This is a genomic window from Microbispora sp. NBC_01389 (genome assembly GCF_045040095.1).
Lineage (GTDB): Bacteria > Actinomycetota > Actinomycetes > Streptosporangiales > Streptosporangiaceae > Microbispora.
This window is the reverse complement of sequence record NZ_CP109552.1, coordinates 5265512-5279196: the sequence shown is the minus strand read 5'-3', so window position 1 is coordinate 5279196 and position 13685 is coordinate 5265512. Positions and strand designations below refer to the sequence as shown.

Annotated in this window: 11 protein-coding genes; 4 read left to right on the top strand and 7 right to left on the bottom strand. The window is 70.3% G+C overall.

The window, feature by feature from the left end; translation table 11 throughout:
- Window positions 1-197: 197 nt before the first annotated feature.
- Complete coding sequence (locus OG344_RS23505) at window positions 198-878, top strand: 4'-phosphopantetheinyl transferase (RefSeq protein ID WP_405084926.1); 681 nt, start codon at window positions 198-200, stop codon at window positions 876-878.
- Window positions 879-885: 7 nt separating this feature from the next.
- Here the strand turns inward: OG344_RS23505 and OG344_RS23500 are convergent, their stop codons facing one another.
- Complete coding sequence (locus tag OG344_RS23500) at window positions 886-1539, bottom strand: hypothetical protein (RefSeq protein WP_405084925.1); 654 nt, start codon at window positions 1537-1539, stop codon at window positions 886-888.
- 438 nt (window positions 1540-1977) lie between these two features.
- On the opposite strand from OG344_RS23500, the gene OG344_RS23495 reads away from it, so the two are divergent.
- Entirely contained in the window at window positions 1978-2754 is a 777-nt protein-coding gene (locus tag OG344_RS23495; RefSeq protein WP_405084924.1) for a FadR/GntR family transcriptional regulator, read from the top strand.
- Between the two features lie 288 nt (window positions 2755-3042).
- Here OG344_RS23495 and OG344_RS23490 read toward each other — a convergent pair whose 3' ends face one another.
- Entirely contained in the window at window positions 3043-3174 is a 132-nt protein-coding gene (locus OG344_RS23490; RefSeq protein ID WP_405084923.1) for a hypothetical protein, read from the bottom strand.
- A 570-nt stretch (window positions 3175-3744) separates the two neighbouring features.
- On the opposite strand from OG344_RS23490, the gene OG344_RS23485 reads away from it, so the two are divergent.
- On the top strand, window positions 3745-6111 hold the full coding sequence (locus OG344_RS23485; RefSeq protein ID WP_405084922.1) for a ricin-type beta-trefoil lectin domain protein: 2367 nt from the start codon (window positions 3745-3747) through the stop codon (window positions 6109-6111).
- A 144-nt stretch (window positions 6112-6255) separates the two neighbouring features.
- Here OG344_RS23485 and OG344_RS23480 read toward each other — a convergent pair whose 3' ends face one another.
- The 4 genes from OG344_RS23480 to OG344_RS23465 form a co-directional block, all read right to left on the bottom strand.
- A complete protein-coding gene (locus OG344_RS23480; protein WP_405084921.1) occupies window positions 6256-7971 on the bottom strand; it encodes an amylo-alpha-1,6-glucosidase in 1716 nt (571 codons plus the stop codon).
- 52 nt (window positions 7972-8023) lie between these two features.
- Complete coding sequence (locus OG344_RS23475; protein WP_405084920.1) at window positions 8024-8842, bottom strand: carbohydrate ABC transporter permease; 819 nt, start codon at window positions 8840-8842, stop codon at window positions 8024-8026.
- On the bottom strand, window positions 8842-9795 hold the full coding sequence (locus OG344_RS23470) for a carbohydrate ABC transporter permease (RefSeq protein ID WP_405084919.1): 954 nt from the start codon (window positions 9793-9795) through the stop codon (window positions 8842-8844). The genes OG344_RS23475 and OG344_RS23470 overlap by 1 nt, the downstream gene beginning before the upstream one ends.
- A 112-nt stretch (window positions 9796-9907) precedes the next feature.
- Window positions 9908-11200 carry an extracellular solute-binding protein gene (locus OG344_RS23465; RefSeq protein WP_405084918.1) on the bottom strand — a complete coding sequence of 431 codons (1293 nt, stop codon included), beginning with the start codon at window positions 11198-11200 and terminating at the stop codon, window positions 9908-9910.
- 196 nt (window positions 11201-11396) lie between these two features.
- Here OG344_RS23465 and OG344_RS23460 point away from each other — a divergent pair, with 196 nt between their 5' ends.
- Window positions 11397-12440 (top strand): LacI family DNA-binding transcriptional regulator, encoded by a 1044-nt coding sequence (locus tag OG344_RS23460; protein WP_405084917.1) that lies wholly within the window; start codon window positions 11397-11399, stop codon window positions 12438-12440.
- On the opposite strand, the gene OG344_RS23455 is transcribed toward OG344_RS23460, so the two are convergent.
- Window positions 12406-13482, bottom strand: coding sequence for a Gfo/Idh/MocA family protein (locus OG344_RS23455; protein ID WP_405084916.1), 1077 nt, complete (start codon window positions 13480-13482; stop codon window positions 12406-12408). The genes OG344_RS23460 and OG344_RS23455 overlap by 35 nt on opposite strands.
- Between the last annotated feature and the right edge of the window lie 203 nt (window positions 13483-13685).

The following is a 13685-nucleotide window of genomic DNA, read 5'->3' as shown; positions in this document are numbered from 1 at the left end:
AACACCGACCGAAATTCGGTCGCCGGCGGGCGCAGGGAGCCCATGGTGAGCCCCCGGCGGCAACGATGGCCGCGATCCGGCGGACGGACAACCCCTACCGGGATCACCCCTGACAGACCCTGCAGATGCGCCCGCCGTGCCCCACGATGGATCTCCGACGCTTTCTCCCGCGGCGCCGGCCCGCTTAACTGGGCATCATGAACGAACCTGCGGCGATCAGGAGCATCCTGCCGCCCGAAGTGGTGGCGGTCGACACCTTTCACGACGCCCATGACGGGATGCTCTTCGCGGCGGAGGAGAAGGCCGTTAGCCGATCCGTGGACAAGCGCCGCAACGAATTCACCACCGCGCGCATCTGCGCACGCCGGGCGATGAAGCTGCTCGGCGTGCCCGAGCAGCCCATCCTGCGAGGTGATCAGGGCGAGCCGAAGTGGCCCGCGGGCCTGGTCGGCAGCATCACCCACTGCGCCGGCTATCGGGGGGCCGTCCTCGCCCCCCGCGGTGAGGTCGTCACCCTCGGCATCGACGCCGAACCCGACGACGCCCTGACGAACGGCGTCCTCGAAGCGATCTCCCTGCCCGAGGAACGCCTGGCCCTGCAGAAACTGGCCCGCAAGCATCCCGGTGTCGCGTGGGACAGGCTGCTGTTCTCGGCTAAGGAAGCGGTCTACAAGGCGTGGTTCCCGCTGACGAAGCGCTGGCTCGACTTCGAGGACGCGATGGTGACCATCGACCCCGACAACGGCCGCTTCACCGCCGCGCTGAAGGTCAAGGGGCCGTACGTCTCGGGAGCGCAGCTCACCGGCTTCTCCGGGCGCTGGGCCGCCACCAACGGCCTGCTGCTGGCCGCCATCGTCGTGCCCGCCCAGTCCCGCTGAGCGTGGATCAGGGGCCGCAGGCGACTGTCACGTCGGCGGTCCCGAAGACGTACTCGTCGGGGTTGTACCAGGAGGCGGCGCCCACCCTGCCGGCCGTCGTCGCACCATAGGAGACGAACCAGGCCGGGTGGTTCTCGCGGGCCTCCAGCGCGGTCGGATAGTTGGTGGGGCAACTGACCTGGAGGTTGCCGTACGAGAGGCCTCTGAGGTAGACGCTCTGCTTGAACTCGGGCCGGGGAAGCCCCGAAGGCTTCATGTTGGAGCACGTGAGCGTCAGCGTGACGGTGACGACGACAGGTCCGAATTTGGCCTCCTCCTGGAAGGTCTGGGAGTTGAAGAAGCCGATCTTCGCCATCTGCGCGCTGCCGTCGGGGACGGACTGCCAGAACTCGCTGAAGTGTGTGTACGACTGGTCTTCGGAGTTCCCGGTCTTCGCCGAGGCCGTGGCGCTGGTGATGTACGGGGTCGTCGACGGGCACTTCACCAGCGTGTACTTCGCCATCTGAGCGTTCGCCGCGGAGAGGTTCGACACCGTGGTCGTCACCTCGCCGGCGGCCGCGGCGAAAGCCGGAGCTGCCGGGCTCAGCAGCCCCGCGGCCGTGAGCCCCGCCACCGTCAGAGCGGCGGCCACGCCCGCGCGAGCGGTTTTCGTCGTCATCATCGTTCCCTTTCCTGCACAGGTCCGCGCCAGGAGGGCCCGGTGAGCGGCGCGAACGCGCTCGTTCACAGGTCTCGGCGCCTTGTCCCGATCACCGTAGGGACGCAGGCTTGAGTGGGAGTTCGCCGCGGCTTGGGAACCGCTTAACACCCAGCTGAGAGGCCCTGTTCCGACGGAACGGTCAGGCACGCCGAGGCGCGGCGGACCCGTCCGCGCGCGGACGCCGGGATGCGCGCAATGGCGGACAGAAGCATGGGTCGGCTGCCCGTCTCCACCGCAGTGCTCGGATGAATGTCTCACTGAGCGGCGGTCATCGGCATGCCTTTTGTTCGTGCCGATTCCCGGTTCGCCGCGCTTGTCGCATGCGACCGCCCACCCTCCGCGTGTCCCTCCCCGGGAAATGAGTCATGCTTCTACCAGCGATCACAAGGAGGGAGCGCCGTGACCGACACGCCGCGTGAGGGCGGATACCGGCCGGGCTACGAGGTGGCCGCGGAGCAGGTGCTGGAGTTGATCGCCCGGCTGGGCCTGCGTCCGGGCGACCGCATGCCGACGGAGAACGACCTGGCCGGGCAGCTGGGCACCAGCCGCACCGTCGTGCGCGAGGCGGTGAAGATCCTGTCCGCGCTCGGCCGGGTGCGCGCCCAGAAGGGCCGGGGCCTGTACGTCGCCGACGACGAGGGGATGCTCGGCGCCGGGCGGTTGGCGTCGTTCTTCCTGCCCACCGACCTCGACCACGTCTACATGCTGTTCGAGTTCCGCCGGGCCCAGGAGATGGAGACCAGCCGGCTGGCCGCCCGCCGCGCCACCCCCGCCGAGCTCAGAGCCGTCGAGGAGGCGGCCGCCGTGTGCCGCCACGGCTTCGAGACCGGGCGCGAGGGCCAGTTCAACGAGGGCGACGACGCCTTCCACACCGCCATCGCCACGGCCTCGCACAACATGTTCCTCCAGATCGCCGTACGCGAGGCGAGGCGGCTCCAGGCCCAGTCCAGCCTCATCGGGCTGCGCGGCTCGGTCGGCGGGCACGCCGCCAAGGCCGTCGAGGAACACGACGCCATCTACCAGGCGATTCGCGCCGGTGACGCGGAGGCGGCGGCCCACGCCGCGGCCACGCACATCGACAACACCCAGGACGACTACCGCAGGGAGATCCAGCATCGGCTCTTCTCCCCCGCCGAGCGGCCCGGCCCGGCGGTCAGCACGGGCTGGGCAGGGTGAGCGGGGCCGGTACGGACGACACGGTTCGGGGCGGACCGGTCGGCGCGGGGTCGCTCCATGGGCACTCCGGTGCGTCGCACGACTGAGTCGCGGAGTCTGACTCCTCGTCCTGGCAACTCGTCGTGACAGTGGTGGTGGTGAGGCAGAGCAAATACCACGTGTCCGGAGCCCGTCAAGTAGGGGCCCGGGCGGTCCCCTCGCCCGCGCGAGCCGACCTGCTCCTAAGGGACGGCGATCGCCCCGCCCGGAGAGCGCCGCGTGAAAGTTTCACCGGCGAGCGGGTCACGGTCAGCCCGCCGCGACGATCTTCCACTGCTGGTTGGCGCTGCCGCTGTCGGCGTACCGACCCGGGCCCGAGCCGCCGCCGGTGCGGCCCAGGCCGTCCGGGTGGAGACCGGTAGCGCGGTTCCCGATCCGCACGCAGGTGCCGCGCCCGTTGCCGACGTCCCAGGCGTACCGCCGGGACGACGGGGCACCGCGACCCCGGCCAATACCAGTGCCGCCATAAGCCTGAACATCCGACCACTCCTCTCGTACGAACGTAACCGCGGACAAATACGACACACAGGAGCCCGCCAAGAGCCCGCACTCCGGCCTTCCCAGCGCTTCTCCAGGGCTTCGGAGCCGCCCATCCGCGTTCCTCCTGAGGCTGGTCACGTCTCCTGTGGGCCAAACAGTATGAAACATTCATCCGTGATGAGCTGGCGCGCGGCAGGGCTGGCAGCGCGTCAGGGGTCCGATGATGAGTCTGAAACTTGGGCCTTGACGGACCGTTATGTTCCGCCGATAACTGGTATCCAGACCTCCGAGGCGGGCTCTCCCCGGGTCACGCCTCGCGGTCCGACCATCACGCCGGGCCCGGGATCACGTTCCCGGACCTCCCCGCGGTGGCCGCAGGCGTCGATTGCTTCATGACAGCAATTGTTAACGCTAACATTGCGAGCCGAGAAGGAAGGACCCCCCCTTATGAGCAGGCGAAAAGAGGCCCCGGTGCGCGGCGTCATGAGCGTCGTGGTCGCGCTCCTGGCGGTCGCGATGTCCCTAGTGGCCGTCGCCCCCGCGCGGGCGGCCGTCGCGATCACGATCAACGGCGGTTCCGGCGGCCGTACGCTCGACGGCGTCGGCGCGATCAGCGGCGGCGGGGGCAACAGCCGCCTGCTCGTCGACTACCCCGAGCCGCAGCGCGGCCAGATCCTCGACTACCTGTTCAAGCCCGGGTACGGCGCCTCGATGCAGATCCTCAAGGTCGAGATCGGCGGTGACACCAACTCCACCGACGGCGCCGAGCCGAGCCACCGGCACACCTCCGGCGACCTCGACTGCAACCGGGGCTACGAGTGGTGGCTGATGGAGCAGGCCAAGGCCCGCAACCCCGGCATCAAGCTGGTGGGCCTCGCCTGGGGCGCCCCCGGGTGGCTCGGCAACGGCAACTTCTGGTCGCAGGACACGATCAACTACCTGGTCGACTGGCTGGGCTGCGCGAAGAACACCCACGGGCTGACCATCGACTACCTGGGCGGCTGGAACGAGAAGGGCCGCGACACGAACTGGTACGTCAACCTCAACGCGGCCCTGGACTCCCGCGGCTACGGGAACGTGAAGATCATCGCCGATGACAACTTCGGCTGGGGCATGGCCGACGACGCGGTGAACAACAGCGCCTTCCGCAACGCGGTCGACGTGTACGGATCGCACTACGTCTGCGGCTACCGCGGCGCCCAGCAGAACTGTCCCAGCTCCACCAACGCGATCAACTCCGGCAAGGCGCTGTGGGCCAGCGAGAACGGCTCCGACGACTACAACGACGGGGCCAAGGCGCTGGCCCGCGGCATCAACCGCGACTACATCGACGGCAAGATGACCGCGTACATCAACTGGCCGGTCATCGCCGCGATCACCCCGAACCTGCCCTTCGCCACGATGGGCGTGGCGGTGGCGCCGCAGCCCTGGTCCGGTTACTACGCCATCGGCAAGAACGCCTGGGCGATGGCGCACACCACCCAGTTCACCGCCTCCGGCTGGAAGTACCTCGACTCCTCCAGCGGCTACATCGGCGGCAACCGGGGCAACGGCAGCTACGTGTCGCTGAAGTCGACGAACAACACCGACTACAGCACGATCATCGAGACGATGGACGCCACCTCCGCCCAGACGCTGAACCTCAGCGTCACCGGCGGCCTGTCCACCGGCCAGGTGCACGTGTGGGCGACCAACCTCAACTCCGGCAACTCCGCCGACTACTTCGTGCACACCAGTGACCTCACCCCGTCCGGCGGCGCCTACTCCCTGACCGTCCAGCCGGGGTACGTGTACTCGATCACCACCACGACCGGGCAGGGCAAGGGCGCCGCGACCAGCCCGGCCCGGGGCACGATGGCCCTGCCCTACTCCGACACCTTCGACTCCTACGCCGTGGGCCGGGAGGCGAAGTACCTGATGGACATGCAGGGCTCGTTCGAGGTCGTGGGCTGCGGCGGCGGGCGGTCCGGCCGGTGCGTGCGCCAGATGGCCCCGCGCCAGCCGATCCTGTGGACCGGCGGCTCCCACCCCTACGCCCTGCTCGGTGACCTGGCCTGGAGCAACTACACCGTCTCCACCGACGTACTGCTGGAGCAGAGCGGCTACGTCGAGATCATCGGCCGGGCCGGCGCCCAGCACTCCTTCGGCCCCGAAGGGCTGAACGCCTACTACCTGCGGGTGACCGACGGCGGCGCCTGGCAGATCATCCGCAACAACGTCGACAACGCGATGACGACGGTCCGCAGCGGCACCGTCGCCGGGCTCGGCACGGGCCGCTGGCACACCCTTGCCCTGACCTTCTCCGGCAGCACGATCACCGCGAGCATCGACGGGACGCAGGTGGGCTCGGTCACCGACGGCACCTGGGGCGCGGGCCAGATCGGCATCGGCACCAGCACGACCGAAACCGCGCAGTTCGACAACCTCACGATCACCCCCGGCCAGGGCGGCGGCACCGGCAACGGCAACCTGCTGCGCGGCCTGGCCAGCGGCCGGTGCGTGGACGTGCCGAACCAGTCGCAGACCAACGGCACCCAGGTGGCGCTGTGGGACTGCAACGGCGGCACGAACCAGCAGTGGACCTACACCTCCGGCAAGCAGCTCCAGGTGTACGGCAGCAAGTGCCTGGAGGCGGGCACCACCAACGGCGCCGCGGTCGTCATCAACGGCTGCTCCGGCGGAGCCGCCCAGCAGTGGAACCTCAACGCCGACGGCACCGTCACCGGCGTCCAGTCCGGGCTCTGCCTGGACGCCAACGGCGCCGGGACCGCCAACGGCACGAAGGTCATCGTGTGGTCCTGCAACGGCGGCGCGAACCAGCAGTGGAGCCGCAACTGACCCTGCCCGCTCGCCCGTCCCGGCGGTCCGCCGCCGGGACCCGGCCGGTCCCCGCTCCCCCGCCCGGCCGTGCTCCGGGCGGGGGCCAGGCGCCTCTTGACCCGCACCTGCGCAGGTCGAAGCGTTTCGACGAGAGGCGCGCTGTCACCGGGTGACCGGCGTCTCGCTCTCCCGGCGTTCGCAGGCGGCGGCGAGGATGAGATAGGCGCTGGCCGTCCAGGTATAGGCGCGGTCGCGGAGGCCGGCGCCGCTGCGGGCGTCGAAGTTCTCCGCGAACCCCGACTTCTCGCACAGCATCCGGAACCGGGCGCTGATCTCGTCGGCCTGCTCCGCGTATCCGGCGCGGCGCAGGCCGTCCTCGATCAGCACGGTCGAGGGCGCCCAGATCGGCCCGCGCCAGTAGCCGTCGTCCTGGTAGTGCGGGGAGGAGGGCGGCTCGGTGGCGAGCCCGAACTCGGTCAGGTGCGCCTCGACGCCCGCGGCGAGCGCCGCGCGGACGGCTTCCGGCAGCTCGTCGCCGAGCACGATCGGCATCAGGTCGAGCAGGCTGGAGCTGGACCAGGTGCGCCCCGACAGGGCGCCCCGCGCGACGAACCGCTCGCCGTCCCACAGCTCCGCGAGCAGCGCCTCACGCATCCGGCCGGCCTCCCTGTGCCAGGCCGCCGCCTCGTCCGTACGGCCGAGCCGTTCGGCGAGCCGGGCCAGCTCCCGCATCTGCAGCACCAGGAAGGCGGCCAGGTCGGCGGTCTCGACGACGCGCTCGGGGTCGAAGGTGGTGGCGTTGTCCCACCCGCTGTCGTTGCCGTGCTGGTAGTGGGCGAGCGGGCGGCCCGGCGCGCGCCGCTTCGTCAGCCAGAAGCCGGTCCACCGCTCCAGCAGCCGGTACGTCTCCAGCGACTCCGCCTGCGAGGGCAGGCGGCGCAGCGCCCAGCCGTGGATGGGCGGCTTGACGAAGTTGTAGAGGACCTCGGAGTGGGTGACGGAGTCGGGCAGCGCGCCCGTGGCGTCCTGGTGGTCGAAGGGCACCCGGAACTGGTCCCACGCCAGCTCCGGCAGGCCGTCGGCGAGGGCAAGGGCGTTGAAGCAGTGGTCCCAGCTCCAGACCTTGTCCATCCAGTGCTTGGACATCAGCACGGCGGAGCGCGTGACGAACCCCGCCGGGCGCACCGTGGCCGACCACAGGACGTACGCCGCGAGCTCGGCCGCGGGGGTGCGGTCGCTCCGCCAGGGCGCCACCGCCTCGGTGAACGCGTCGAAATCGGCCCGGGCCGCCGCGACCACCTGGTCGAAGTCGCGCACAGCGGCGTAGGGGGCGCGGGCGGTCTCGTACTCCTCGACGGCGATCTCCCACGGCTCGCCGTCGCCGGGCAGCACGACGCCGCGCTCGGCCGTGCCGAGCGCCTGCGCGCCCGCCGGCTCGGCCCGCCCGGCCAGCAGGGTGATCCGGTAACGGCGCCCGGTCTGGTAGACCGTGAAGACCCACGAGCCGTCGCAGGGATCCTGGTAGAAGTACGGCCCGCTGAACGGCGTCAGGACCGGGTCGGCCGCCTGGAGGTGCAGGCCCAGGCCGTGCCCGCGCAGCCGTACGGTGTCGGCGTTCTCGTACGCGAGGTCGATCCGGCCGGTGTCACAGGTCCAGGTGAGCAGCTGCGGCGCGGCGGTGACCGCGGTCTCCGCGCGGTCGCCCGCCACGACCGGCACCAGCCGCAGGATCGGGTGCATGCCGGTCTGGTGCGACACGAGATGGACGTCCCGCGCGTAGTTCTTCTCCCCGATCACCGGTGAGAAGCCGAACCAGGATCCGCGGAAGCTGAACGGGATCTCCTGCGGGGAGAACACCGGGCCTGCGGCGACGGTCATGACAACGATATCCCTTCTGTCCTGAAGAGGGCCGGTCCTGAAGAGAGCCGGGTCAGTGCTTCACCGCGCCGGCGGTGACTCCGGCGGCGACGTAGCGCTGGGCGACGACGAGGAGCACGGTGGCGGGGATCGAGGCGATCACGGCGGTGGCCATGATGGCGTTCCACTGCTGGTTGTTGTTGCCGATGTAGTGGTAGATGCCGAGGGTGATGGGCTGGTGTCCGCCGCCCTGGTCGAGGGTGCTCGCGAAGACGAAGTCCGACCAGGCCCACAGGAACGCGAACAGCGACACCGTGATGACGGCGTTGCGGCTGACCGGCAGCACGACCGACCAGAAGGTGCGGGTGGCCCCCGCGCCGTCCACCCGGGCCGCCTGCAGCAGTTCCTCGGGGATGCCGGACATGAACGTCGTCAGCACCAGCACCGCGAACGGCACCGCCAGCGTGGAGTCGGCCACGATCAGCCCGGGGAGCGTGTTGAGGAGACCGGTGCTGAGGAAGATGGCGTAGAACCCCATCGCCATGATGATCCCGGGGATCATCTGCGCGATCAGCAGCGCGAACGTCAGCGCGCCGCCGCCGCGCGGCCGGAGCTTGGCCAGCGAGTACGCCGCGGGCGCCGCGACCAGCAGGGTCAGCGCCACCGTGCCGAGCCCCACGACCAGGCTGGTCGCGAGGTACGGCAGCTGCCGGTCGAGCACCTCGTGGTAGCCCTCCAGCGTCCCGTTCACGGGGAACCAGTTCGGCGGCGACCTGCGCATGTCCTGGTCACGGGTGAAGGAGACGTTGATCATCCAGTAGACCGGGAACAGCATCAGGCCGGTGAGCACCAGCCCGAGCACGGTCTTCGCCGGACTGCGGGAGCCCCTCATCAGAAGGCCTGCCTTCGCTGGAGACGGATGTAGACCAGCCCGAACACCAGGGCCATGACGATCAGCAGGTTGCCGACGGCGGCGCCGGGCCCGAACGCCGGCAGCAGGTTGCCGAACCCCAGCCGGTAGGACCAGGTCGCGAACGTGGTGGACGACCCGCTCGGCCCGCCCCTGGTCATGATCCAGATGATGTCGAACACCTTGAGCGTGTAGACCAGCCCGAGCAGCAGCGTGATCGCCGAGACCGGCCGCAGCAGCGGGAACGTCACCCGCCGGAACCGGGTCCAGCCCGTCGCCCCGTCGATCTCGGCCGCCTCGTAGATCACCGGGTCGATGGCCTGCAGGCCGGAGTAGAGCACGACCAGGTTGAACGGGATGCCGATCCAGATGTTGGCGATGACGACCGACCACAGCGACCAGTCCGGCGAGGTCAGCCAGTGGACCGGAGCCGCGCCGAACGCGCCGAGGACGGCGTTGACGACGCCGGAGTCGCTGTTGAGCATCCACGACCAGGTCGAGGACGACACGATCAGCGGCAGCAGCCACGGCACCAGGAACAGCGCCCGCAGCGTGGCCGACAGCCGGAAGTTCCGGTGGAAGAACATCGCGAGGGCGAGCCCGATCGTGAACTGGAAGGCCAGCGAGACGACGGTGAACACCACCGTGTGCCAGAGCGCCGGACCGAACGTCGGGTCCGCCACGACCTTCGCGTAGTTGGCCGTCCCGGTGAACGGCGCGTCGCCCCGTACGAACGACCGGACGGTGTAGTCGCGCAGGCTCAGGTCGAGGTTGCGGTAGAGCGGGTAGGCGTAGAAGACCGCCAGGTAGACGACGACCGGGGCGAGGAAGGCCCACGCCGCCCACTGCCGGGACGGGGGCCGCGCCATCGCCCGGCGGCCCCGCCCCGCGGCCGGTGCGCGCGCGGCGGCGGGCGGCGCGGGCGCCTGTGTCACGTGATTCATGCTGTCCTTCGTCCGACGGGAGACCGCGAGAGGAGCGTGGCGCGGATTTCCGAAAAGGGGCCCCGGGGCGCCGATCCCCGGGGCCTGTCCATCGCCCCCGCGGCTACTGCGTGGCGCTCGCCGCGGCGGTCTGGGCCTCGGCCATCGCCTGCTGCGGGCTCTTCGAGCCGCTCAGCGCGGCCTGCACCGCGTTCCACATCGGCTCGGAGATCTTCGGATACTTGGTGCCGAGGTCGTCGCTGGTGCGGCCCTTGGCCGCCTTGACCGCCTCCACCCACACCTTCAGGCCCGCGTTCTGCTCCACCTGCTTGGCCTGCACCTCCTCGGTGGGCGCGATGTACGACAGCGCCGTCGTCGTGCTCAGGGAGTTGTCCGTGCTGGTCAGGCAGGCCACCAGCTTCTGGGAGACGGCGTAGCGGGCCGTGTCCTGCTGCACCGGGATGCCGACGAACTCACCGCCGGTCGGGGCGGGCGCGGTGCCGCCGTCCTTCGCCGGAACGGGGATGATGCCGTACTCGAACCCGGCCTTCTCGGCGTTGGCGAGCTGCCAGGTGCCGTTCTCGGCGAAGGCGAAGTCGCCGCCGGCGAACTCCTGCCAGCTCGTGGTCTGGGTGTTGTTGATCACCGAGTTGGGGGCGTACCCCTTCTTCAGCCAGTCGGTCCACAGCGCGACCGCCGAGACGCCCTCGGGTGAGTCGAGCTTGGTGAGCTGCGCGCCCGAGCCCCAGAACCAGGGCAGGAACTGGAAGCTGCCCTCCTCCGTGCCGATCGCGGAGAACGTGATCCCCTTCTTGCCCGCGGCCTTCACCTTCTCCAGGGCGGCGGTCAGCGACGCCCAGTCCTTGACCGACGCGACGTCCACGCCGGCCTTCTTCAGCACCCCCTTGTTGTAGTAGAGGGCGAGGGTGTTGGCCCCGATCGGGACGCCGTAGGTCTTGCCCCCGCTCTGCCCGGCCGCCAGCAGGTTCGGCGCGATGGCGGAGGTGTCGAGCTTGTTCTCCTCGGTGCTGGTGAGGACCCCGGCCTCGGCCAGCGTGGAGACCACCGGGTTGTCGACGATGAGCACGTCGGGCGCGTTGCCCTGCTGCGCGGCGAGCAGTGTCTTGTTGGTCAGGTCGGTGGTGTCGTAGGCGGTGCGCTCCACCGCGACGCCCGCCTGGGTGCCGCACGACTCGAGCAGCTTGACCCAGTCGGAGCTCTTGTCGTGCTGCGGGTAGGGGTCCCAGATCGTGTACGCCCCGCCGCCGGCGGCCTGGCCGCCGGACGCCTGGGCGTTCGCGCCGGTCGAGTCGCCGGCCGATTTGTCGGACGAGGAGCATCCGGCGAGCCCGGACGCGACCGCCAGGGCCGCAATAGCCAGACCGGCCGCGTGCCGGCCCGGTGCCGCTGATCTCATGATCGTAACCTCCGCTGACGCGCGTTACGCGGCTGTTTCGTTGGATATCGAATCGGTTCGCATGAACATAGGCCTACATATGGCCGACGTCAATGGATACCGCCGAATCCACCCGCCTGATGGCGGGCTCATCGGTTCGACCTAGGATGGACGCGGTCGGTCGGATCAGCGGTTGGCAGGATCAAAGGGGGCGCCGGTGAACATCGGGGAGATCGCCAGACGGTCGGGCGTGGCGCGCAGCACCGTCTCCTACGCCCTGAGCGGCAAACGCCCGGTGGCCGAGGAGACCCGCCGCCGCATCCAGGCGGTCATCGACGAGCTGGGCTACCAGCCGAACGCCACCGCCAAGGCGCTCAAGGAGGGCAGGACCCGGACCCTCGGCCTGGTCATCCCCCCGGCCAGCCGGCGCCTGACCGACCTGCAGCTCGGGTTCGTCGCCAGCGTCGTCGACGCCGCCGCCCGCGCCGACCTCGACGTCCTGCTGTCGCCGTCCGGCGGGGAGCACGACCGCTCGTTCGAACGGGTGGTCAGCGGCAGGCGGGTGGACGGGGTCATCCTGATGGAGATACGGCTGGAGGACGACCGGGTCGCCCGCCTGCGGCGGAGCAGGCTGCCGTTCGTCGGCATCGGCCACACGAGCCGCCCCGACGAGATGTCCTGGGTGGACGTCGACTACGAGACCCTGATCTCCGGATGCGTGCACCACCTGGCCGATCTCGGCCACCGCCGGATCGCCCTGGTGAACCGGTCCGCCGAGCTGGTCGCCGCCGGATACGGCCCCGCGCATCGGGCTCAGGCCGGTTTCACCCGCGCCGCGGCCGAACGCGGCGTGGAGGGCGTGGAGGTGTGCTGCGCCGACGACGCCCGCGCCGGGCAGTCCTGCGTCGAGCGGCTACTCGCCGAGGACCCCGGCCTCACGGCCATCGCCACCATCAACGAGGCCGCGATGCCCGGCATGTTCCGCGCGATCGAGCGGGCGGGCCTGGCGGTGCCCGGCGACGTCTCCATCACCGGCGTCGCCGCGCGCCTTTGGGCCGAGAGCCTGCACCCGCCGCTCACCGCCGCCGACATGCCCGCCGACGAGCTCGGCACGCATGCCGTGGAGATGCTCATCCAGCGCATCGCCGAGCCCGCCACCCCCCACCGCCATCTCCTCGTCGCCCCGCCCATCTCCCTGCGCGGCACGACCGGTCCTCGTCACGCGGTCACGGGGCCCACTCCATCGGGGCGGGCGGGGTGAACTCCGAGGTCAGGTCGACCGGCTTACCCGTCTCGTACGACTCCCTGGCGGCACAGAGGATCTCCACCACGTGCGCGGCCTGACGGCCGGTGGCCCGGTGGGGGCGGTCCTCCCGGATCGCCGCGGCGAGGTCGCGCACCGCCCTCCCCCACTCCACCCCCTTCCACGGCTCGCGCAGCGGGGGCACCGACTCGGGTTCGCGGCCCGGCGTACGGACCTCCACCGACGGGTCGAAATCGTGCCAGCTCTCCAGCAGCAGCGAGCCGTCGTCCCCGTGGAACTCCACCCCCTGCTGCCGGGTGGAGCCGTTGGGCACGTAGAAGGAGCAGGTCAGGCGGAGCAGGACGCCGCCGTCGAACTCCACGTTGGCGACCACGTAGTCGGGTGTGGTGATCGTGAACTCGCTGCCGTCCAGGCGCGTGCGATGGGGCCAGACGACGGAGGAGAACGCGGTGACCCGCCGGGCCGACCCGAGGGCCGTCGTCACGATCGTGAGCGGGTAGACCCCGACGTCGAACAGCGGCCCCACGGCGTAGAAGCCGTCGGGCTCGGGATGCCACGCCTCGATCCTGCCCCAGTTCACCTCGGCGAAGACAAGCCGCACCGGGCCGACGCGACCCTCTCTGAGCAGCTTGAGCGTGGTCTGCTGGGCCTCGCCGAGGAAGGTCGCCGGGGCGCAGCCGAGCCGGAGGCCGCGGCTCTCCGCGATCTCCACGAGCCCGGCCGCCTCCTCGTGCGTCAGCGCCAGCGGCTTCTCGCTGTGCACGTGCTTGCCGGCCTCCAGGCTGCGGCGGATCACCTCGTAGTGCGCCTTGTGGACGGTCAGGTTCACGACGATGTCCACGTCGTCGTCGGCGAGCACCTCGTCGAGCGTGCCGTACACCCGGCCGCCGTGCGGGGCCGCCAGCGCCTCGGCCCGCTCCGGCAGCACGTCCTGGGCGCCGACCAGGCGCATCTCGGGATAGCGGGCCAGGTCGGCGGCGTACCGGGCGGCGATGTTGCCGCAGCCGACGATCGCCACGCCGGTGCTGTCGGAAGCCACGTTCGCTCTCCTCTGATTTCAGTGAAACCACGACATCCCGCATGAAGCTACGCCGCCCTCACACATGGGTCAATGAACGATTGAGACCGACATATGACCCCTTGACGGGTGATACGACCCCGGCCTAGCGTCGCCAGAAGGGCGAATTTCACTGAAATTTCAGGACCGAGATTTCAGGGCAGACACCGGGATCGGGCTCCCTC

Bases quoted from the DNA above. Each gene is read 5' to 3' on its own strand.
- OG344_RS23505 (WP_405084926.1), top strand. From the start codon at position 198: ATGAACGAACCTGCGGCGATCAGGAGCATCCTGCCGCCCGAAGTGGTG.
- OG344_RS23500 (WP_405084925.1), bottom strand. From the start codon at position 1,539: ATGATGACGACGAAAACCGCTCGCGCGGGCGTGGCCGCCGCTCTGACG.
- OG344_RS23480 (WP_405084921.1), bottom strand. From the start codon at position 7,971: ATGACCGTCGCCGCAGGCCCGGTGTTCTCCCCGCAGGAGATCCCGTTC.
- OG344_RS23475 (WP_405084920.1), bottom strand. From the start codon at position 8,842: ATGAGGGGCTCCCGCAGTCCGGCGAAGACCGTGCTCGGGCTGGTGCTC.
- OG344_RS23465 (WP_405084918.1), bottom strand. From the start codon at position 11,200: ATGAGATCAGCGGCACCGGGCCGGCACGCGGCCGGTCTGGCTATTGCG.